Below are 18,995 nucleotides of genomic sequence, written 5' to 3'. Positions count from 1 at the left end.
GACCGATGCCGGCACTAAGCCTCAACATTCTCGTCCTTATTTTCAACAAGCGAACGCAGCGGCTTGTCCATGATGAACAGCACGATTGTGCAGGCAAATGCAACGATGGCTACGCCGATGCAAGCGTGTACGAAGGAGAACTTTCCGCCGAAAGCGAATGCGTATACGTTAGCATACAGCTTTGCGGCGAAGAAGAGTCCAAGGCTCCATACGGCCTGCATAACGCCCATTACACGGCTCGGTGAGTACTCGGCGATGAAGGCATTTCCCAGAGGGGAGAAGAACATCTCGCCCAGAGTGAGGAATACCAGGAAAATGATGAGCCACAGGCAGCTCGGAGTTGAGTTGCCACGAACAGCGTCGATGATAGCGAAGTAGATGTATCCGCATCCCAGGAATGCGATGCCGATCCCCAGCTTCTTGTAGATGCTCATGTCGCCCTGTGGACGAGACTCAAGCTTATGCCAGAGGGCAGCAGTGATAGGTCCGGAAATGATGCAGAACAGAGCGTTGCAAGCATCGAACCACGTCTGCGGGATGGTGAATGAACCCATCTTCCAGTTCATTGCTGTTCCCCAGTGGTAATATGCCGGCAGGTAAGCCAGGTACCAGAACAGCCAGAATACGATCTGGAACGCAGAAACGAGTATGATGGCAGCGATACGCTTCTTCTCGTTGGAGTTGAGGGTCAGCTTTACTTCCTTGTTGGCTGCCTTCTGAGCTGCCTCACGAGCGAGCTCCTCCTCGGTCTTCTCTGCCTTGAACGGCTTCTTTCCTGCCTCGCCGCCCTTCAGGTGCATTCCAACTGTGAACCATACGCATCCGGCGAGGATAACGATAGATGCCAGTCTGAAGCATGGACGGAATCCCAGGACACCATTATGAGCAAACGTGTTCATGTACAGGACGCCTACCAGGAGCGGTCCTACCAGAGCACCGATGTTTACCAGGGAGTAACGGATGGAGTAAGCAGACTTAAGATCTTCCGTCTTTACGATCCTTCCTACCATTGGTCCGGTCTTGAACAGGCCGAGTCCGAAGGCAACACAGAAGATCATGACGTAGACCATACCGGCAGAAGTAGCGATAGATCCGCAGAAATATCCGGCTGCGATGATCAGCATGCCGATAGGAGTGGATACCCGAGGCGGGATCCAGCGGTCGACGATAAATCCGCCCAAGAGAGCGAACAGATATGAAAATGCGGTCAGGTTGGACTGCATCTTCGCTGCGGTAATGTCGGAAAGTCCCAGTCCTCCGGTTGCAACTGTTGCTGCAACGAACACGAGGATCAGCGACCTGCCGAGATAGAAAGACATTCTCTCGAAGATCTCCGTGCATCCGCATATCCAGAATGCGAACGGATACCTCCTCTTGCTTTCCTGTGTCTGAGTTTCAGGCATTGTACACCTCCACATAAGAACCTAACATTAGATCGTAACGTACTCGAAATAATGAATCAAAAGTGCCGGATGCATCCTCAGTCACTTTTCATTGTGGTGATTCTAACACTTTTCCTTCACATTTGTAAACCGTTTCCTTTGCATTATATTCACAATTTACTGTGATTTTTTTATCCCACTTGAAAATCATGACCAAAGGTCACTTAATCTGACAATATTGGTTTTTATTGAAGTTGGCACTTATCGTGCGGCCGATATTGTACCGTGGTCAATACTTGATTTTTTGCATTATTATGCGTTATTTTGCATATTCTGGTGCTTGACTGCGGTGCGTTCTCTTCACATAAAATTCACATATTTTTTATTTTTTCAGCAGGCAATTCTTTGTCGCCCGATATAAATAATCTTATTTTTTGTTATATCGTGAACACAAGATAGTGATATTGTCATGCATAAAAATGACCGATGGACATTTTTCGAATATTCTGCTACAATTCCGCATTATAGCAATATTATTGACGTTAATTGACTCGCAGCCATTTATGGCTTCATCACCAGATCTTTTTTCGCCTGAAAAAACACCCCCGCGATAAATGGCTCTTAGTGAAAGGAGTTGATGAAAATGATTGAATTCGACCATGTTTCCAAATACTACGGCAAGAAGCAGGTCCTGAAGGATCTGAACTTCACAATTCCTGACGGAAAGTTCGTGACACTGATCGGCCCTTCCGGCTGCGGAAAGACCACCACGCTCCGTACCATTAACCGGCTGAACGACATAGATGAGGGTTCCGTCCGGATCGACGGAGTAAACATCATGGACAGAGACAAGGTGGAGCTGCGCCGCTCCATAGGCTACGTGATACAGCAGATAGGCCTTTTTCCTAACATGACCGTGGCCGAGAACATCAGTGTAGTGCCAAGGCTCCTGAAATACGACAAGGCCCGCTGTGAGAAGATCGTGGACGACATGCTGGCCATGGTCCACATGGAGGAGTACAGAGACAAGTATCCTTCGGAGATGTCCGGCGGACAGCAGCAGCGTATCGGCGTGCTCCGGGCACTGGCCGCATCTCCGGAGATAATACTGATGGACGAGCCTTTTTCCGCCCTTGACCCTATGACACGGGCATCTCTGCAGGAGGAGTTCAAGAGCCTGCAGCAGAAGCTCAACAAGACCATCGTCTTCGTCACCCACGACATGGACGAAGCCCTGAAGCTGGCGGACATCATCATTTTCATGGTAGACGGCAAGGTGATCCAGATCGCATCTCCTGAGGAGATGCTTGACCATCCTGCCACCGACCTGGTGAGGTCTTTCCTTGGCAAGCACGTCCACGACCAGGCCGCTCCTACCAAGGTGGAGGACTACATGCTCCGCAATGTCCGGAAGATCACAAAGAACCGCGGCGTCCACGAGTGTGCCGAGATGATGGCCCGCTACAGTGTAGACACACTGCTTGTGGAAGAGAGCCGTAACGGGAAATACATGGGCATCGTCTCCATCGGAGATCTGCGTAAATACGGCAGGACCCTTAAGACCATCGAGCCTATCGTGCGGGATACGCAGCGGACGGCCAGAGTCGGTGACGAGGCAAAAGAGAGTTTCGACTACCTGATAGACTCCGGCGCGGGCTACGTGGTAGTCCTGGATGACAGAGACAGAATAGCCGGCATCGTCACCAAGACCAGTGTCGCCCGCAGTGTGGCTGAAAATCTGTGGGGTGATGAGCAATGAGAGAACTGATAAACACATATGGACTTGCGTTGCTGAAGGCTCTGGGGATCCATACGGTGTATGTATTGGTTTCTGTTGCCATCGGCTTCGCCATCGGGCTGATAGTTGGGATCCTGCTGTCACGGAAACCGAGCTGGTCCACCGTGGTGCTCCCCATAGTTTCTATTTTCCAGACCATTCCAGGCCTGGTGTTCATCGGCGTGCTCTTCATCTGGATAGGGATGAAGCCCGCCACCGTGATAATAGCGCTGTCGGTCTACGCGATGTTCCCGGTCATGAAAAACACATATACCGGGATACTGGAGATCGATCCGAAGTACATCGACACCGCCAACGGCTGCGGCATGACATCGACCCAGCGGCTTTTCCAGGTGGAGCTTCCCCTTGCGATGCCTACCATCATCGCCGGCCTCCGCATGGCCACAGTATATACGGTATCCTGGGCGGTGCTTGCTGCTATGATCGGCCTCGGCGGCCTCGGTGATTTCATATACCAGGGCACGTACACCAACAACAACCTGCTGATACTGATCGGAGCCATCCCGGCAGCAATACTCGCCGTTGTGCTCACCAGCATCATCGATCTTCTCCAGAAAAAAGTCACCCCTAAGGGGCTTAAGAAAGGAGGCAGGTCATGAGTGCACAGATCATTCTCGAGCATCTTTTCATGGTGCTGGTAGCCGGCTTCTTTTCTATTCTGATAGGGATACCACTGGGGATCATATCCTATCAGCGCCCGGGTCCCGGAAAGGTGATCCTCAAGGCAGTTGACGTCCTTCAGACTATCCCGGCTCTCGCGCTGCTCGGCATCATAATGGTCTTCGCCGGTGCAGGAAAAACCACGGTGATAATCGGAATAACCCTTTACTCCCTGCTCCCTATCGTGCAGAACACCTGCATCGGCCTGCAGCAGGTAGATGACGGAGTGAAGGACGCGGCACGGGGCATGGGGATGAGCCGCTCCGGAAGGCTTTTCAGGGTAGAACTCCCTCTCGCCTTCCCGACGATGTTCACAGGCATCCGCATCGCCATCGTCAACGCCATCGGCACCGCGGTCTTCGCCGCATACGTTGGAGGCGGCGGCATCGGAGGCATACTGAACCAGGCCATCCGCAACAAGGACATGGGCACCCTCATGAAGGGGACCGCATCGCTGATGATCATCGCCGTGATCCTGGACCTTTCCATGGGTCTCTATGAAAAGCACGTGAAAAAATCCCACGGCAATACGAGGCAGATGGTCACCGCCGCGGTGGTGCTCGGCATAGCCGTGCTGATAATGATCCCTATCGGCATGAAGGGCAATTCCGGCACCAACGAGATTGTCCTCTACGACGGCAACTACAGCGAGACCCAGATAATGCACCGGATGGTGAAATATCTGGTCGAAGACCAGACTGACTACACCGTCACCATCAAGGACCAGATGACTCAGGTCAACAACTTCAAGTGCATGGTGGGCAACGACCCGTCCTGCGACATGATGATCAGCTACGACGGCACGATCCTCACCACGTTCATGCACCAGGACACTTCGGATGTCCCTTCGGGCACCACCATGTGGAAATACGTGGACGATTATTCCAGAAAGCACTATGACTCCCAGCTCATCGGAAAGCTTGGCTTCGACAACACCTATGCAATCGCTGTCACGAAGGAAGTGGCTGATAAATACAATTTGAAAAAGGTCAGCGACCTTCAGCGGGTGGCTCCTCAGCTGACCTTCGGCGCGGAGTCCGAGTTCTTCAGCCGCGAGGGAAGCATGAAGTACGAACCATTCGTCAAGTTCTACGGTCTCAACTTCAAGAACACCGTATCCGTCGATACCAGCCTGAAGTACAACGCCATAGAGAACGGCAGCTTCCAGGTCACCGAGGTCTACGCTACGGACGGCCTGAACAAGAAGGCCGGCCTGGTCACACTGGAAGATGACAGGCATTTCTTCCCTGACTACTACGGGACGTTCTTCGTTAGGAACGACACGCTCAAGCGCTTCCCTGAGCTGAAAAAAGTCCTGCGCGAGCTCAACGGACAGATCAGCAACGAGGACATGGTGAACATGACTTATCAGGTAGACGTGGAAGGAAAGTCAGTGGACACAGTAGCGAGGAACTTCCTGATCAAGAAAGGACTGATAAGCAAATAGGAAGAGGCGCGTGGCGCGCGAATGCTGTAAAAAGCAGTGCGTAGATGATGCGAAGGGCGGCGCGCGGGCGCTGCGAAATGCGGCGCGCGGCCCGTGCTCGATATCGGCAATTGAAAAACGGCTGGCGGTTCCGGAAATGGGGCCGCGGGCCGTTTTTGCGGTTTGCGGAGGCCGGCGGCTTTTGGAAGGCGCTGGTCTGTATGATCTCGACTGATCGATGGTAATCTCATCACCGGGTCACAAGCACGAAGATATATCTGTTGTGAATAAATGTGGCACCCCGTGAGCTTTACGACACTCGAACGGCTGTTTTCCCAGGCTCTTTCTGAGAACCGGCGCTTCCCCATTCCTGATCCTACGTCCCAGGCCTCACGCCTCAAGCATCAAGCATCGAGCTCCCGCCCGTTCAGCACAGCCTTTTCCAGCTCATCGTCCGTGTTGTACACCAGCTTCAGTGAGAAGAAGTCCATGTCTTTCTCCAGAAGCTTCAGGAAGATCCTGTCCCCCTCCCAGAGTTCCAGATCCAGTATCCGGTCCCGTGGTATCCATTCGAGGACGCCTTCGTCACAGTCGACCGGATCCCCGGTAAAGCCATCCGCGGTGAAAAGGTGCATGTACTCCACCGTGTCCTCTCCGTACACGAATGTCACGATGCCGCGGAACCTGAAGGAGGTGAGAGTGTATCCGGTCTCCTCCCTGACCTCCCGCAGCACGCAGTCCTCAGGGCTTTCCGCGTGCTCGAAATGGCCGCCGACCCCGATCCACTTGTCGTGGTTGATGTCGTTTTTCTTTACTATTCTGTGCAGCATCAGGACGTCGCCGCCCCGGCGGATGTAGCACAGGGTGCTCATTTTTGTCATATTATTCTGCCTTTCCCTCGTCTTAGTCCCCGGCCGCAGCCTTCCGGCGGATCGATCGCGCCGAAGGCCTCCGCACCCAGGTCACAATCCATACATCTGATCCAGCAGCCGGAGCCCCGTGGCGGTCCGAAAGACCTTTTCGCGAAAGCTCAAAATCCCCTCGCGGCTCACGTCGGACTCGTCGGCGTTCACCAGGAAGTCGGCCTCCAGCATTACCTGGTAGTCGAGGCCGTCGACCCCAGTAAAACTGTGGTGATGTGCCACGATATAGCAGATCCTGTCAAGCTGCTCCTCCGGCAGGCCGAAACCCTGGTAGAACTCCCTGGTCAGCCCCTCTCCTTCCAGCTCCTGGTGTCTGCCGTCGGCCGCCCCGTATTTTCTGCGGCACAACGGGCAGGCGATGTCGTGGGCTACTGCGGCCAGCTCCAGGGTCTCCTGGGTCTCAGGATCCAGGCCTTCCAGGGTCCCGATGGTCCTGGCGAACCCCCAGACCTTCATGAAATGGTTTACATCGTGTACCACCATCGTGCTTTCTTCCTCGTAAAAGGCCACCATCTTTTCGACGGCCTTCGCAACTGTATCAGACATGCTCTTCTCCTTTTTTTCTGTATCGTTTTCTTGCTGTATCATCGCGCAGATCGTGTTATCGCGCTGTACTGCTGCGCATTAGCGCCTAACCATCGCGTGCAGATGAGACGGACCAGTCGCAGGCTGCGATGTATCGCCCTTGTTCGCTCATGAAAAAGACTTTTTCGCCCGTCCAGTGCTGCGGCGCTCCCGACCAGTACGGCCGGCCCGGCTACAGTTGGACGTCGTTGTCTGCCATGGACTTTATGTGGTCGATGAACGCCCTCATGGCCGGGGAGACCCAGCGGGCGCTGTTCCTGTAGAACCTTATCAGCAGATCCAGGCCGATGTCCTCCTCGGCATCGATGACCGCAAAAGTGCCGTTGTTCACCCCTGTCCGGACCACGTACTCCGGCAGGAACGTCACGCCGCCCCGCTCAGCTATGATGTTCATGACCGCGGTAGTGGAGCTGAACTCGGCGATCGGATCGATATACAGTCCCTTGGAAGAGAGGATGCGCTCGAAGTCGTGGCCGTAGTTTTCGTCTCTGTCGGTGGTTATGAAGGGCTGTTTTACGATCTCCTCCAGGGGGACTTTTTTCTTCCCCGCCAGTTTATCATCACTGCGGCAGATGAAAACGGTTTTGCAGGAAAATTCTCCAAAGACCTGATGGCGGATCATCTCCGTGGAGGCCTTGATGGATACCGCGAAGTCCGCCGTGCCGTCGTCCAGGTCGGCGTTGTAAGCCTCGGCGTCGTCCATGACCCTGACCTGGAAGCGCAGCTTCGGCCAGTCCCGGCACACGTCTCCGATTATCCCGGGCAATAGATTGTCGGATATCGATGTTCCGGTGACGATCACGATGTTACCCTCCGGCTCCACATCCTCCGCACCGAAGTTCTCCGCCTCCTCGACCGCGTTCAGGAGAGACGTGGCATAGGGTATGAATCGCCGGCCCTCGTGGGTGAGGATCACCCCGTTTTTGAGCCGGTCGAAGAGCCGTACCCCCAGCTCGTTCTCCAGCTGCCTGATCTGCGCCGTCACCGAAGCCTGAGAATATCCAAGGGCCTCTCCCGTCTTCGTGAAGTTCAGCAGCTCGGCGGCCATCATGAACGTCCTCACGTTTCTTATCTCCATATATGTATCTCCATCTGCATCGTTTCCAGCGATCAGAAAAACTGATTGCTTCAATCAAATCAATTAGTTTAACAAATTGATTGTACCCTGCTATATTATAGTTGCAACAAGGAAAGAGGCCTCAAGGGCGACGGGAGAGATCCCGGACCCCATAACTCACACATACAGATAATTTCCTTAAGAGGCAATTTAAGAAAAGGAGGAATATGTCATGAGAAGTTTCAGAACATCTATTGCATCGTTTGTACTGGGTATTGCATCAGCTGTTATCGCCTGCGTGTTTGATAGCACTCCGGCACTGTTTACGGGATTCATGATCGCTTCCCTCGTTTTCGGAGCAGTGTTCGTAGCTACTGTGGGCAAAGGATATGACGCAGAGGTCGAGGATACTCACCGGGAGAACATTTCCGGATCTTCGCACGCTCACATGAGCAAGGCTGCTTAACTGACCAAGCTAACCACCATTAAAAACCAAGGCTAAAGAAAAGGAGGTGTCATCGCGGCACCTCCTTTTCAATTCCGATATTTCCGATCTGTTTTCTCTGTATTTCAATTCTGCGCCGACTCCACCGCCTCGTGGATCAGCCTCGGCTTTTCACCTACGGCCTGCAGGGACCTGGACTCCGCGCAGTACCGCCCCTCTTCGACGAGCGACGGCTACGGTATATTGTACACAAGCCACTCGTCAAATTTTTGGTAAAGGGCAACAATCGATTTTAGCAGCAAAAACATTTTTTTAAAATATTTTTTGTCACCTTCTGAAACCTTTTGAAACCCGGCGTTTATATTGTGCACATAAAAAAGAACAACAGAGGTCTTCCGGCCGCTGAAAGTGAATTGGAGTGTGAATGAAATGAAGGACAATGTAAGTATTGGAAATGTTATCAAGTTTGCAGGCGCCTACATTGCCTGCGCCATCGGATCCGGGTTCGCCACAGGGCAGGAAGTCATGCAGTTCTTTTCCGGCCAGGGGATCTGGAGCATCGCGGGGACAGTGGTGACGACCATCATCTTCTCCTGGGTGGGCGCCATGTTCATGAAGCACGGATACGAGCACCAGCTCGGCGATCCGGGAAAGATCATCAGCTTCTACTTCGGCGACCGGCTCGGAAAGGCGTGCGAGATCATCTTCCAGATCTTCATCTTCGGGATCTACGTGATCATGATCGCCGGGGCGGGAGCCACGCTGGCACAGTATTTCGGTCTTGACCCTGCGATCGGCAGGATCGCCATGGCGGCAGTCGCCTTTTTCACCGTGATCCTCGGCATCACGAAGCTGACGGACATCCTCGGAAGCCTCGGAAATGTCATAATAATTTTTTCTGTGGGCATCGGCATCTACAGCTTCCTCAGCAGCACCACGGGCCTCGCGGCGGCCGCTGACATCATCCCGGCTCTGGACATCACCAAGACCCAGGGAGGCTGGCTGTGGTCTTCGATCCTCTATCCTGCGTATAACGCCATCATAGTGATCATGCTCTCCTGCAGCATCGGAAAGAGCGCCAACAGCGCAAAGGAAGCTGCCCTCGGCGGTACGCTCGGAGGGATCCTCTTCGGGGCCGGCGTGCTGGCACTGGATCTCGGACTTATGGCAAACATACATGACATCTACAGCGCTGAGGTCCCTACCCTCGTGCTGGCTGACAGGCTAAGCCCGATCTTCGGTGTGATCTTCTCGATCATCATCTGCTGCGGCATCTACACCACCACGGTGCCTATGCTCTGGAGCGTGGTGAGGACTTTCGCAGAAGAGGGCACAAAGAAATTCGTGCTCATCGCACTCGTGGTCTCCGCGGTCGGACTGTTCCTCGGAATGACGAATTTCAAGACTCTCGTGAATATCATCTATCCTCTCAGCGGCTATATGGGGCTGATACTGTTCGGTTTCATGGCATTGAGGGAATACCAGGGCCACAGAAAAAGAGCACTGGTGCAGGTGGAAATGCCTTTTGCAGAAATTAAATAGCGTAAGACAGATGGCGCAGACCATCCGATGACGCAAGCCGCCAGATGGCGCAAAATAAAAGAGAGGACGCCGCATCAAAGGGAAAAATGCGGTGTCCTCTTTTATGTGCCTGTCACTCCGTGCACCTATCACTCCGTGCACGCGTCCACCAGTGCCACGATGAACTTCTTGATGCGGACGTTGCCGTGCTGTGTGGACTTACCCTGGATGAAGTCCATCTCCTTCCTGACCTGCTGGAAGTTGAAGAGCCGGCTGGCGTACTCGTTGAAGATCTCGTTTCCGTAGTCGTCCAGGCCCAGGTTTGCCATGTTGGCCAGGCCCGCGGCCGCTGCGCGGCGAATGCGCTGCTCCATGGACTTTGGAGAATCTGAGAACAAGCTGCAGATGTCCCTGAGGGTCATGCCTGAAATCTTGTCCTCGTGATCGCAGAAGTAGCTGACCACGGTGATGATGTCCTCGCTGCCCAGCTCTCCGGAAAGGCCGATGTCCTGGAGGATTCGGCGCAGGCGCTCCGGCGTTTTTCCAACTTTTCCGGCCTTGCTGCTGCCCTCCGCTGGATCCCCGTCAACACCGGCGTCCAGACCGGAGACCGCAAAGATATCCCGCACCTTGTCCACGGTCCTCTCCAGGCTCTGCTTCCGGGACACGTTCTCGATGACCTGCCTGACCTCGATGGCGTTCACCGGCTTCTGGATGAAGAACTCCACGCCGGCTTCGTAGGCCTTCGCCACCATGTCCTTCGAAGACACCTGTGACAGCATGATGAAAGCAACTCCCGGCAGTTGCTTTTTCGCTTTTTCCACGAATGTCACCCCGTCCATGTCGGGCATCAGGAGATCCACCACCACGATGTCCGGCTTCAGGTACGGCAGGTCCTCCAGGGCGTCCACGGCGTTGTTGGACGCCCCGCACACCGCGCCGAGCCCCTGCTCCTCGATGATGATCTGAAGGATGCCCGTGACCGAAGGGTCATCGTCGACGAGGAAAATTCTGATCATGTTACCGCCTCCAGTCTGTCTTTCGGTATGGAGATGACGAAGCACGCGCCGCCGTCCGAGTCGGCGAGGCGTATCGTCCCGCCCAGGTCCTGCTCGACCATGTCCCTGACGATACAAAGTCCGAGGCCTCGGCTCACTGCCCCCGTATTCGGGTCTATCTTGGTGGAAAACCGGGGTATGAAGATGCTGTCCCTGTACTTAGGAGGTACTCCCGGCCCGTTGTCCTGCACGGAAAAAATATAGTTCTCATGTTCCTCAGTCCCGGTGATGCGTACGGTGCAGCCTTTGTCGCCGCAGGCCTCCACGGCGTTGGCGATCAAATTGTGGAATATAGACAGGAAGAGATACGGATCCCTGGTGTAAAGCCTGTCCTCCCCCTCAAACGAGACCTGCGGCGGAGCGGCCGCCTGGGGAAACTCGTCTTTGACGGACCGTGACAGGATCGCAAATATCTCCCCCATGGTCATTCCCTCCGACCCGGTCTCGTTCTGTATGGCCTTGGATATCCCCTGCTTTATCAGCAGGTACTCCTTCTTGATCTCGTGGACGTCCTTCGCCACGCTAAGGGCTTGTCTCGCCAGCTCTTGCCCTTCCGGCGTCTTGTCTCCCTGAAGCCTGCCGTAAAGATCATATGAAGTATTCATGGTCTCTTCTATCGTGGAGGCGCTCTTGTCCATCCACAGCATCTCACCCTTGAGCTGAGCGATCAGCATTACCAGCCGCTGATAACGCCTGGCGTGGTTTCTTGTGAGGAGCATTACCCGGTACCGGTCCAGAGACTCCAGCACCAGAGCAAGTATCAGCCCGCGTATGCAGGCCACTATCACCAGCAGGATCTGTGGATCCCAGCTGTATGGCGACCCCTGGAGACGGGCGAAGAGTTCCAGCACGTTCGACAGGTAGTCGATGCAGACGACGCCTGCGATATATGGAAAAAGTTTTTTCCTGTGGCCCCCGATCCGATCGAAGAGATAGAGGAGCGTCCCCAGTGCCACGTAGAAAATGACCTCAGGCAGGTAATCCGACACCGCTCCCGCGGTGCTGCCGGTCCTGAGGGCGTGGATGAGCACACGGCTTCCGAACACACCGAATCCGGAGATCACCGAAAGTGGGATCACCGCAACATCGTCCAGCAAATAAAGAAAAGCCGGTATGCACACCGAGCCCAGCGATATGGTAAAGGTCTCCGTGAATACATGGAGATTGATCTGGGCTGCGCAGATGGTGATCAGGCTCAGCACCAGAGTCTGACGGAGCTGACCTTTCCAGCGTGCTGAAGTGTGGTTCATGACCGGCTTTCCTTTCGGTTTCTGTTCAGTTTTTCATGTGACGGCCGCAGCAGCACACGGCGACCGTTTCTTTTTCCCGGGTCTCCCTAGGCGTTCAGGATCTTCATGAATTCCTCTCCGGTGATGGTCTCCTTCTGGTAGAGGTACCTGGCCAGCTCGTCCAGCTTCTCTCTGTGCTCCACCAGGATCTCCCCGGCCTTCTTGTGCTGTCTCCTTACGAGCTCGACGACCTGTCTGTCGATCTCCTTCTGCGTGTCACTGGAGCAGGCAAGGGATGTGTCTCCGCCGAGGTACTGGTTGTTCACCGTCTCCAGGGCGACCATGTCGAAGTCGGTGCTCATTCCATAGCGGGTTATCATGGCCCTGGCCATTCTGGTGGCCTGTTCGATGTCGTTTGAGGCTCCAGTGGTCACGTCTCCGAACACCACTTCCTCCGCGGCTCTTCCGCCGCAGAACGTGGCTATGCGGTTTTCCATTTCCTTCTTGGTCATCAGGTAGTGATTGCCCTCGTCCACCTGCATGGTGTAACCCAGGGCTCCAGATGTCCTCGGAATGATGGTGATCTTCTGGACCGGAGCGGAATTGGTCTGGCAGGCCGCCACCATGGCGTGGCCGATCTCGTGATAGGAGACGGTCCACTTCTCCTGATCCGTGAGGATGGCGTTCTTCTTCTGGTATCCGGCGATTACCACTTCGATGCTCTCCTCCAGGTCTTCCTGAGTGGCAAAGGACCTGTGGTCTCTCACGGCCCTGAGCGCCGCCTCGTTCACCATGTTCGCCAGCTCGGCTCCGGAGGCACCGGAGGCCATGCGGGCGATCTTGTTGTAGTCGATGTTGTCAGCCATGCGGACTTTTCTGGCGTGCACCTTCAAAATGGCTTCACGGCCCTGCAGGTCCGGAAGCTCTACAGGCACGCGGCGGTCGAAACGACCCGGGCGTGTGAGCGCCGGATCCAGTGAGTCAGGACGGTTGGTGGCCGCCAGGATGATGACGCCGTTGTTGCCCTCGAAACCGTCCATCTCCGTGAGGAGCTGGTTCAGGGTCTGCTCACGCTCGTCGTTGCCTCCGATCTGCCCGTCCCTCTTTTTTCCTATGGTATCTATCTCGTCGATGAAGACGATGCACGGGGCCTTCTCCTTGGCCTGGCTGAACAGGTCTCTCACCTTGGAGGCTCCCATTCCCACGAACATCTCCACGAACTCGGAGCCCGAGATGGAGAAGAAAGGCACGTTGGACTCTCCGGCTACGGCCTTTGCCAGCATGGTCTTTCCTGTTCCCGGAGGGCCCACGAGGAGCACGCCCTTAGGCATTGATGCTCCGATGGACCTGTATTTTCCAGGGTCGTGGAGATAGTCCACGATCTCCTGCAGGTTTTCCTTAGCCTCGTCCTCTCCGGCAACGTCATCGAATTTGATGCCGTCGGTGGACTGGACGTAGACCTTGGCGTTGGACTTGCCCATTCCGAACATCATTGAACCCGGGCCGCCGCCGGCCTTGTTCATCATCTGCTTCTGCATGTACTGACCCAGCCAGATGAATATCAGTATCGGCAGGATCCATGTCAGGATGAAGCTGAGCACAGGCGACATGGTCTGGTCGATCTTACCGGTGAATGTAACACCGGCCTTGTCGAGACGGCTCACCAGATCGGGGTCATCCATCTTGGCGGTCTCGTATACCTGGTCGCTCCCTTTCAGCGTATAGGTTATCTTGTCATCGTCCACCTGGACTTTATCTACATTCTCTTTCTCCACCTGGTTCAGGAATGCGCTGTAGTTCTCCTCCTTGATCTGTGCCTTCTGCATGTACGGCACGAGCATGAAGTTGATGCACAGGAGGACCATCAGCGCGATGATCCAGAAGTTGATAAGAGGTCTCTTTGGCGTCTTAACTTCGTTCAAAACAGTCCCTCCATTTTGTGACCGGCTTTCTTAAGCCTGTGATAAATGCTTAATTGTAAAATAACACTCTTCTGGTCGCATTTCCACCACTTCACCAACTCTTGACACGGAAAACACCCGTTCGTTGTCTTCTGTAAAAAACACGTCCTGCGGCCGGTCGCTGCTGGTTGCGGCTGTTGCAGTCAGCGGGCGATCTCAGCCGATCATCCGGTCGGCGGTCCAAACCGCCGCCAATCCCAGGAAAATGCTGAGTGCCATGTACATGAGCGCCGTAAAGCTCTGGCCTTTTCCTATCAACTGGTGAGTTTCAAGGGCAAAGGATGAAAAGGTGGTGAAACCTCCGCATATTCCCACTTTTATGAACATCACCATCCTCGGGCTCATGGCGTCCTTTGCGGCAAGGGCACCGATGATGCCGATAACAAAGGCTCCTGCCACGTTGATGAGCAGGGTCTTCACCGGGAACCCGCTCCCCGGATCCAAAGGAAAAAGGCCTATGAGATATCGTCCCACGGCCCCTATCGCTCCACCAAGTCCTACGATCAGACACTCTATCATCTCTACCTCCCGGGCTGACATAAAACAGCAGTCTCAGACCGTAGTTATACCACTTCTGTCAACCTTTTCTGCTCCGTCCCTCGCGGTCACATCGCGGCGACCGTCAGCCTCTCCTTTTCCTCGCGGCCCCGGGCCAGGAGATCCGTGAGCGTGTCCCTGTTGTTGTCCTCCAGGGCTCTTCTGTATTTCTGCAGCTCTACCGTGAGCAGGTCGAGGCGGTCCAGGAGATTGTCACGGTTCTCCAGGAAAAGGTCCGCCCACACGTTTTCGTTCAGGAAAGCCACACGCGTCATGTCCCGGAAGCTGCCGCCGGCCACCTGCGCCTGCTCTCTTATCCCCTCGTCGCACTTCACGAAGGAGCTGGACACCAGGTGGGACAGCTGAGACGTGAGGGCGATGACGCTGTCGTGCTCTTCAGGTGTCATGACCCGCAGTCTGGAGAAGCCGGCCATTGCGAGCACATTCTCCACGCCGGACATGAGCGCGATGTCGCGCCTGTTCTCTTCGCCGGGTATCACCGCGCACATAGCCCCCCGGAAGAGATCTTCGTCGCTGAACTTCAGGCCCCAGTCCGCCCGGCCAGCCATGGGGTGGATGCTGACGAATCTGATGCCGCTAGTCTTCTCAAGTGAAAAACCCACCTGGCATATCCGTCGCTTCACGCCGCAGCAGTTCATGATCACAGGTTTTTTTGCACAGGCGCCAGGCGATCCCAGCTTGAAGGCCTTTTCCGTGAGCCAGCTCTCCGCCGCACCTACCGGGACAGCGAGGAAAATGAAGTCGCACCGGCCGGCGTTTTCCATGCTCAGGATCTGGTGACATATACCCATGTCCACGGCCACCTGCAGGGTCGACGGCTGTGCATCGTATCCCATCACCCGTGCGCCCGCCGCACTGAACGCCTTAGCCAGAGAACCACCTATAAGTCCGAGTCCCACGATACCTATGACCATTTTCAAATTCCTCCCTTTCATTCCGCCACGCACAGTTGCCTGCAGGTGCGACATCGTCTGCCGCCTCCTTACCTGCGAACCATAAAAAAAGAGCCTCACAGCGTCCGCTGCGAAGCCCGTCCGATCCTCTTCAGTCTATCATTAAGCTCCAGTCATCATGCCCTGATCCAGGGTGCAGCAAAACCATCTCTTCTGTTGTCGCAGAAAAGATAGTAGTAATAGTATTCAGCTGCGTTTCTGAAGCCCTTTATCATGGTATTTTCCTTTCGAAATCAACTATGTGCGAAGGATATCACAGTTCTGGCAAAAAGTACAGTGGTTTTTCACAAATTTATCGCTATTCTTCGCATCGTTTTTGTAAAACCGCACAAGGCACATGGTGTTCGCCGTAGGGCGTCGTCACAGCATCCGCGCTGCCGCAATGTAATGCTAATGAGACATCGCTTTTTCCACAAAAAACCTCGTGATGTCCTCCACGAACTCCGCCACCTCTTTTCTGGCGCCGGCGGCGTTCTTCTGGACCAGCTTGACAGGCACCGGAGTGTCTCCCTCTATGTGGAGCGCCGCTATCCCGGTGTAGTAGCGCAGGCCCTCCCGCGGGATGAATCCGGTGCCGAGTCCGGCCTCGATCATCTCCAGCATGGTGCTAACCTGCTCAAACCGGCTCACGATCATCGGCTCATCGTCGACCCCCGCGGCGGCGAAAAGCTTTTTCAGGTAATCGTCCTTATAGCTGTCCTCGAAGGAGACCATCTTCCGGTCCGCGATCTCCTCCACTGTGACGGATGTCTTCCGGGCCAGCGGATCTGATGTGGAGACGCAGTAGACCATGTCGGTGTACCGGAGCGTGCGGGCGTCCAGGTCCTCCATCTTGTCGATCCCGTGGTCGGGCAGGATGATGAGGTCAAGCTCCTCCCGGCGCAGCTTCTCCAGGAGGACATGGGGAATGGCCTCCGCGATCCTGATGCTGACGGCGCTGTATTTCTGCCGGTTCTCTGAGTAGTAGTCAGCGAAGGCCGAGACGCCGGAAAAGCGTGCGACGCCTATGCGTAGTATCCCGCGGCCGGAGACCATGGTGTGTATGTTGGTGTCGAACTGGTCTGCGTACTTCAGCATCTGCCGTGCATACTGGTAGAATTTCCGGCCCTCAGCGGTCGGGCGGGCGTTCTTCCCGTCCTTGATCAGAAGCTGGACAGAATATTCGTTCTCAAGAGCGTGCACCGCCGCGCTGACCGCCGGCTGGGTCACGAACATGCGCTCCGCCGCATTTGTTATGCTGCCGGCCTCGCACACCGCACAAAAATACTCCAGCTGATACAGTTTCATGATCCTGCCCCATTTCCTTCTCATATAGATTTTTCATTATGTTATGTGATGTGATGCTATGTGATCCACTCGCAGCGGCTGCTGTGCGGGCCGCTCGCGCTGCGGTCGCCGTGTGGCTGCGTGCGCTGAGGTCGCTGTGTGGGCCGCTCGCGCTGCGGTCGCTGTGTGGCTGCATGCGCTGAGGTCGCTGTGTGGCTGCACGCGCTGTGGTCGCTGTGTGGCTGCACGATGCGGTTATTGCGCGGGCTGCGTGCGCTGCACGCTGCGGTTACTGCGCGGGCTGCGTGCAGCGGATCACATGACATTGAATATAATAACGCATAATGCGATTCAGGGCCAATCGAACCGAGTTATCCGCCGATACAGAGGGATCCGCACTTTCTCTCTATTCCGCTGTATTTTTGATCGATTTTACAGCGGAATTTGCACACTACCTAAAATCCCTCTGTATCGGCTTTGCGAGCTGACAGATGGGCTGGCGTGGCGATACAGAGGGATTTGCACTTTTGTTGTGACCCCAAAAAGTTAGACCTGAGAGCGTAGCAGATTTGATTGCTGCTACTCAACTTATTTATGCGGCCTGATGACTGAGTCGGTATTGTACCGGACTCGTCCAGCCAAGCTTCTCTTTGATTCGTCGATTATTGTAGTATTCAATATAGTTCTCAATAGCAGTTTTTAAGGATTCGTAACTGTAATAGATCACTCCATAGTATATCTCCTGCTTCAGGAGCCCGAAGAAGTTCTCCATAACAGCATTATCGTGACAATTTCCCTTGCGTGACATGCTCTGGATTATTCGTTCATCCTTCAGTCTCTTTGTATAATCTTTCATCTGGTAAGCCCAGTCTTGATCGGAGTGAAAAGTCCGTCTGAATTTGCAATCTTCAGTGATCTTTACAGCCTCATCAAATGCCTTCATTACATTTTCTGCCGAGGGTTTTCTATCGATTCCAAAGCTTATTATTTCTCCATTAAACAGATCCATGAATGGATCCAGATAGAGCTTTCGTGCTACGATCCTTCCGCCGGGTTTCCTCTCGTAATACTTGAATTCTGAGGTGTCCGTGGTTATCTTCTGGTGCACGATGCTTGTATCGAATCTTCTGTTGATCCTGTTCTTTGCAGTCTTTCCGACCTTTCCCTTGCAGGAGTTGTATTTCCGGTTCTTGCGGCCGAACGAAGTCACCTGCAGACCGTATTTCTGCATGACCCGCTGCACTCTCTTCTTGTTGACTCTGTATCCCTGATTCCTCAGCTCGGCTGTCATTCGCCGGTATCCATAATTCTTATTCTCTTTCTTGATCTCGATGATCTTTTCCACTAACTCCTTATCGGGGTCCGCCTTGCCAAAGCGTTTCTGCCAATACATGTAGGTAGCTTTTGGCATATGTGCATATGAGAGAAGGTCTTTTAGTTTGAATTCTCCTCGGAGGCTGTGGATGACGAACGCCGTTCTCTCATTTCCTTTTCGTCCTCCAAGCGCAGTCTCCTCACGGCTTTTAAAAAAGCATTCTCCAGCCTTAAATGCTCGTTTTCTTTTTCCAGTTCTTTTATGTACTCAGCAGCTGTTTCAGTAATATCTGTCTCTGCTGACTGCAATTTCTGTTCTTTTAATTGTTTTGCCAATACTTCTCTTTGACCTTTCCTGTAAGGCTTTAAAGCATCCGGACCAGCCGCACGATAACGCTGTACCCAGCTTGTGATCACGCTTGGGTTTCTGATACCTTCCTGTAAAGCCAGTTTTCTATACGACATGTTACTTGACAAATACAACTCTACAACAGAAAGCTTTTTTTCGAAAGTGTAAACTTCTGGCTTCGTTTGACGCTTGAGTCCCGCATCACCAAACCTTTCATATGCGTGGACCCAATTTCTTACACATGCGCAACCAAGCCCGTATCTATTTGCGAGGACCCGGAATCCTCCTTCACCGTTTAAATAAGAATTGATGACCTTCTTCTTAAATTCAAAATCGTACTTAGACATAAAGATCGACCTCCAATCGCTAGATTCTTGGTCTAACTTTTTGGGGTCAGCTCAACTGCCTCAAATTCCTCTGTATCGGCGTTGTATCAGCGTTGCACCAGAGCTGAATCGGCTTTATACCGGCATTGCAAGCTGCTGTATCATCGCTGCATGAACTATATCG

At 54.0% G+C, this 18,995-nt stretch carries 16 protein-coding genes; 5 read left to right on the top strand and 11 right to left on the bottom strand.

The genetic code is table 11. From position 1 onward, the window contains the following. Nucleotides 1–14: 14 nt before the first annotated feature. Complete coding sequence (locus BQ7382_RS02510) at nt 15–1,403, bottom strand: peptide MFS transporter (protein ID WP_077390556.1); 1,389 nt, start codon at nt 1,401–1,403, stop codon at nt 15–17. 622 nt (nt 1,404–2,025) lie between these two features. Between BQ7382_RS02510 and BQ7382_RS02505 the strand changes: the two genes are divergently transcribed. The 3 genes from BQ7382_RS02505 to BQ7382_RS02495 are packed head-to-tail and all read left to right on the top strand — an operon-like array spanning nt 2,026 to nt 5,287. After that, nucleotides 2,026–3,141, top strand: coding sequence for an ABC transporter ATP-binding protein (locus BQ7382_RS02505; protein ID WP_077390555.1), 1,116 nt, complete (start codon nt 2,026–2,028; stop codon nt 3,139–3,141). Beyond that, a complete protein-coding gene (locus BQ7382_RS02500; protein WP_077390554.1) occupies nt 3,138–3,779 on the top strand; it encodes an ABC transporter permease in 642 nt (213 codons plus the stop codon). The genes BQ7382_RS02505 and BQ7382_RS02500 overlap by 4 nt, the downstream gene beginning before the upstream one ends. Then, nucleotides 3,776–5,287, top strand: a complete 1,512-nt coding sequence (locus BQ7382_RS02495; protein ID WP_077390553.1) for a glycine betaine ABC transporter substrate-binding protein — start codon at nt 3,776–3,778, stop codon at nt 5,285–5,287. The genes BQ7382_RS02500 and BQ7382_RS02495 overlap by 4 nt, the downstream gene beginning before the upstream one ends. Nucleotides 5,288–5,670: 383 nt before the next feature. On the opposite strand, the gene BQ7382_RS02485 is transcribed toward BQ7382_RS02495, so the two are convergent. The 3 genes from BQ7382_RS02485 to BQ7382_RS02475 all read right to left on the bottom strand — a co-directional run bounded on the left by BQ7382_RS02485 (nt 5,671) and on the right by BQ7382_RS02475 (nt 7,852). Continuing rightward, complete coding sequence (locus BQ7382_RS02485) at nt 5,671–6,147, bottom strand: NUDIX hydrolase (protein WP_077390551.1); 477 nt, start codon at nt 6,145–6,147, stop codon at nt 5,671–5,673. Nucleotides 6,148–6,228: 81 nt separating this feature from the next. Then, nucleotides 6,229–6,735: an HD domain-containing protein gene (locus BQ7382_RS02480; protein WP_077390550.1), complete on the bottom strand. Its 507-nt coding sequence runs from the start codon at nt 6,733–6,735 to the stop codon at nt 6,229–6,231. A 211-nt stretch (nt 6,736–6,946) separates the two neighbouring features. Then, nucleotides 6,947–7,852 carry a LysR family transcriptional regulator gene (locus BQ7382_RS02475; RefSeq protein WP_077390549.1) on the bottom strand — a complete coding sequence of 302 codons (906 nt, stop codon included), beginning with the start codon at nt 7,850–7,852 and terminating at the stop codon, nt 6,947–6,949. Between the two features lie 211 nt (nt 7,853–8,063). Here BQ7382_RS02475 and BQ7382_RS02470 point away from each other — a divergent pair, with 211 nt between their 5' ends. Together BQ7382_RS02470 and BQ7382_RS02465 are read left to right on the top strand one after the other, a co-directional pair. Beyond that, on the top strand, nt 8,064–8,297 hold the full coding sequence (locus tag BQ7382_RS02470) for a hypothetical protein (RefSeq protein WP_077390548.1): 234 nt from the start codon (nt 8,064–8,066) through the stop codon (nt 8,295–8,297). Between the two features lie 408 nt (nt 8,298–8,705). Next, a complete protein-coding gene (locus BQ7382_RS02465; RefSeq protein WP_077390547.1) occupies nt 8,706–9,818 on the top strand; it encodes a YkvI family membrane protein in 1,113 nt (370 codons plus the stop codon). Nucleotides 9,819–9,946: 128 nt separating this feature from the next. Here BQ7382_RS02465 and BQ7382_RS02460 read toward each other — a convergent pair whose 3' ends face one another. The 7 genes from BQ7382_RS02460 to BQ7382_RS09400 form a co-directional block, all read right to left on the bottom strand. Beyond that, entirely contained in the window at nt 9,947–10,816 is an 870-nt protein-coding gene (locus BQ7382_RS02460) for a DNA-binding domain-containing protein (RefSeq protein WP_077390546.1), read from the bottom strand. Beyond that, on the bottom strand, nt 10,813–12,105 hold the full coding sequence (locus BQ7382_RS02455) for an ATP-binding protein (protein ID WP_077390545.1): 1,293 nt from the start codon (nt 12,103–12,105) through the stop codon (nt 10,813–10,815). Before BQ7382_RS02455 ends, BQ7382_RS02460 begins: the two co-directional genes overlap by 4 nt. A gap of 86 nt (nt 12,106–12,191) precedes the next feature. Next, a complete protein-coding gene (gene ftsH / locus BQ7382_RS02450; RefSeq protein ID WP_077390544.1) occupies nt 12,192–14,006 on the bottom strand; it encodes an ATP-dependent zinc metalloprotease FtsH in 1,815 nt (604 codons plus the stop codon). A gap of 195 nt (nt 14,007–14,201) precedes the next feature. After that, nucleotides 14,202–14,564, bottom strand: a complete 363-nt coding sequence (gene crcB / locus BQ7382_RS02445) for a fluoride efflux transporter CrcB (RefSeq protein ID WP_077390543.1) — start codon at nt 14,562–14,564, stop codon at nt 14,202–14,204. An 86-nt stretch (nt 14,565–14,650) separates the two neighbouring features. Continuing rightward, a complete protein-coding gene (locus BQ7382_RS02440; RefSeq protein WP_268874713.1) occupies nt 14,651–15,538 on the bottom strand; it encodes a prephenate dehydrogenase in 888 nt (295 codons plus the stop codon). 408 nt (nt 15,539–15,946) lie between these two features. Then, the gene (locus BQ7382_RS02435) at nt 15,947–16,843 is read right to left on the bottom strand and encodes a LysR family transcriptional regulator (protein ID WP_159437204.1); all 897 of its coding nucleotides are present in this window, start codon (nt 16,841–16,843) and stop codon (nt 15,947–15,949) included. A 571-nt stretch (nt 16,844–17,414) separates the two neighbouring features. Further along, a protein-coding gene (locus tag BQ7382_RS09400) for an IS3 family transposase (protein WP_144082068.1) occupies nt 17,415–18,832 on the bottom strand; the annotation gives its coding sequence in 2 pieces (ribosomal slippage) (nt 17,415–18,268 and nt 18,268–18,832; 1,419 coding nt in all). Nucleotides 18,833–18,995 lie beyond the last annotated feature (163 nt).

Origin of the sequence: Mobilibacterium timonense, from assembly GCF_900155555.1 — a bacterium.
Classification (GTDB): domain Bacteria; phylum Bacillota; class Clostridia; order Peptostreptococcales; family Anaerovoracaceae; genus Allobaileyella; species Allobaileyella timonense.
Note: the sequence above shows the minus strand (reverse complement) of the source record. Positions and strands in the feature narration are given on the sequence as shown.

Coding starts and splice junctions, on each gene's coding strand:
- BQ7382_RS02510 (WP_077390556.1), bottom strand. CDS start 1,403: ATGCCTGAAACTCAGACACAGGAAAGCAAGAGGAGGTATCCGTTCGCA.
- BQ7382_RS02505 (WP_077390555.1), top strand. CDS start 2,026: ATGATTGAATTCGACCATGTTTCCAAATACTACGGCAAGAAGCAGGTC.
- BQ7382_RS02500 (WP_077390554.1), top strand. CDS start 3,138: ATGAGAGAACTGATAAACACATATGGACTTGCGTTGCTGAAGGCTCTG.
- BQ7382_RS02495 (WP_077390553.1), top strand. CDS start 3,776: ATGAGTGCACAGATCATTCTCGAGCATCTTTTCATGGTGCTGGTAGCC.
- BQ7382_RS02485 (WP_077390551.1), bottom strand. CDS start 6,147: ATGACAAAAATGAGCACCCTGTGCTACATCCGCCGGGGCGGCGACGTC.
- BQ7382_RS02480 (WP_077390550.1), bottom strand. CDS start 6,735: ATGTCTGATACAGTTGCGAAGGCCGTCGAAAAGATGGTGGCCTTTTAC.
- BQ7382_RS02475 (WP_077390549.1), bottom strand. CDS start 7,852: ATGGAGATAAGAAACGTGAGGACGTTCATGATGGCCGCCGAGCTGCTG.
- BQ7382_RS02470 (WP_077390548.1), top strand. CDS start 8,064: ATGAGAAGTTTCAGAACATCTATTGCATCGTTTGTACTGGGTATTGCA.
- BQ7382_RS02465 (WP_077390547.1), top strand. CDS start 8,706: ATGAAGGACAATGTAAGTATTGGAAATGTTATCAAGTTTGCAGGCGCC.
- BQ7382_RS02460 (WP_077390546.1), bottom strand. CDS start 10,816: ATGATCAGAATTTTCCTCGTCGACGATGACCCTTCGGTCACGGGCATC.
- BQ7382_RS02455 (WP_077390545.1), bottom strand. CDS start 12,105: ATGAACCACACTTCAGCACGCTGGAAAGGTCAGCTCCGTCAGACTCTG.
- crcB (WP_077390543.1), bottom strand. CDS start 14,564: ATGATAGAGTGTCTGATCGTAGGACTTGGTGGAGCGATAGGGGCCGTG.
- BQ7382_RS02440 (WP_268874713.1), bottom strand. CDS start 15,538: ATGAAAGGGAGGAATTTGAAAATGGTCATAGGTATCGTGGGACTCGGA.
- BQ7382_RS02435 (WP_159437204.1), bottom strand. CDS start 16,843: ATGAAACTGTATCAGCTGGAGTATTTTTGTGCGGTGTGCGAGGCCGGC.